Annotated in this window: 1 protein-coding gene and 2 pseudogenes; 1 reads left to right on the forward strand and 2 read right to left on the reverse strand. The window is 75.7% G+C overall.

The genetic code is table 11. From position 1 onward, the window contains the following. Positions 1-337 (forward strand): annotated as a pseudogene (locus tag AOK16_RS27350) (hypothetical protein); the annotation flags it as partial. Here AOK16_RS27350 and AOK16_RS27810 read toward each other — a convergent pair. Continuing rightward, complete coding sequence (locus AOK16_RS27810; protein WP_240483744.1) at positions 241-1,068, reverse strand: hypothetical protein; 828 nt, start codon at positions 1,066-1,068, stop codon at positions 241-243. The pseudogene AOK16_RS27350 and the gene AOK16_RS27810 overlap by 97 nt on opposite strands. A gap of 260 nt (positions 1,069-1,328) precedes the next feature. Then, positions 1,329-1,703: pseudogene (locus tag AOK16_RS24850) on the reverse strand (hypothetical protein); the annotation flags it as partial.

Genomic DNA, 1,703 nt, shown 5'->3' on the forward strand with positions numbered 1-1,703 from the left:
GGACCGCGCCACCGTCGTCGGCAACATCACGCTCAACTTCTGCGTCGCCCTGGTCGCCCTCCTGAAGGGCAAGCTACGGCTCGCGGTGCTCGGCGCGGTCATCCCGCTCATCGCGCTCGTCGGCGCGATCCGGCTGGCCCGCCCCGGCTCGCCCTGGGCCAAGCGCCTCTACCGCGAGCGCCCCAAGGCCAGGGCCAAGTCGCAGGTGCGGGCCTACCGGCACGACAAGCGCTGGGACCGCTACCGCCGCCGCTTCGAGGACCTGGTCGCCGGGGCCCCATCCTTGCCCTCGTCCTCGTCCTCGTCCTCGTCCTCCTCTTCGTCTTCCTCTTCCTGACCGCGGGCCCGTTCCCGACCGCGGGCCAGTCCCTGACCGCGGGCTCGCCGCGCGCGCCGCGCCCCGTACGCCGTCTCCGCCGCGCAGAGCAGCAGGGCGGCGGCGATGGCGGCCAGGTGCTCGCGGCCCGCGAGGTTGGGCTTGAGCGCCATCTCGACCGTCATCGCGGCGGTCACGGCGAAGGCGGTGAACCACGCGCGGTAGCGCCAGGCCACGTACACCGCCAGCCCGACGACGGCGGCCGAGGGGCCCGCGTCGTGCACCAGCGCGTCCTTCGCGGGCAGGCCCAGGAAGGCGTCGGGGCCCACGGCCGTGCCGTAGCGGGCGTACATCGTGCCGGCGAGCGTCGCCAGGTACGCGACGAGCAGCGTGCGCAGCCGCCCGAGGCAGATCTCGCAGACCCCGAACACCAGGAATATCTGCGCCAGCGCCCCCCACACCGGCAGGTCGAGGGCGGGCACGAACACCGAGAGGGGCGTGCGCAGGAGGGCCAGCCACCACGGCTGGGAAGCCTGCACGGAGCCCAGGTTCTGGACGGGCTGATAGCCCCAGGGCTGGTTCTGCACGACCTGGAGCAGCCCGGTCAGGCACACCGCGGCGAGCGTCATCGGGATGGCGCCGAGTACGCGCGGCCGCTTCCGTACGAGGTCGTGGCGCACCTTCTCGTACAACGGGCCCCACTCCGCGCGGGCGGCCCGGCGGAGCGCCGCCACCGCATGCGCGGTGTTCACCGTCCCGCCCCGGGACGCGGGCGGCGGCCGGATGGGAGGCCAGGGAGGGGCCGCTGCCGTACATCAGGAGGTACGGCCCCGCGCTCGGTGCGCACCGAGCGCAACTGGACTATTCCCATAAAAAGCGATCATATGTGCCGCTTTTCCGGGCGGCCCGACCGGCCGGGGAACGGGGCCCGCGACGCTCAGTCGCGGGCCGGTGGTCGGGGCGGGGGAGCCGGCGACCCCGCGAGCGGGACCTCCGGGCGAAAGGCCGCGCGTCAGCCCTGCGAGGGAGAGCCGGGAGCGGCGCCGGGGTCGGCACCGGTGCCGGAGTCGGGAGTGGGGCCGGAGTCGGCGTCGGGGGCGGGCTCCGTACCGACCCTCCTGGCGTCGGCCGCCTCGGGGCCGCCACTGACGGTGGCCTCCGCACGGGAGTCGCCGCCGGGGCGGTCCGCTTCCGCTCGGGCCGCGGCATCCGCTCCGGAACCGGCGCCACCGGCCTCGGACTCTGCCCCGGCCCCGGGCGCGGTGCTGTTGACCACGGCGCCCTCGGCCCCGGTGCTGTCGGCCCCGGGCTCGCGCTCCTCCGGCAGCTCCGCTGCCAGGGCGGCGGCCGCCTGGACGAGGGGAAGGGCCAGGAGGGCGCCGGTGCC

Origin of the sequence: Streptomyces pathocidini, from assembly GCF_001418495.1 — a bacterium.
Taxonomy (GTDB): domain Bacteria; phylum Actinomycetota; class Actinomycetes; order Streptomycetales; family Streptomycetaceae; genus Streptomyces; species Streptomyces pathocidini.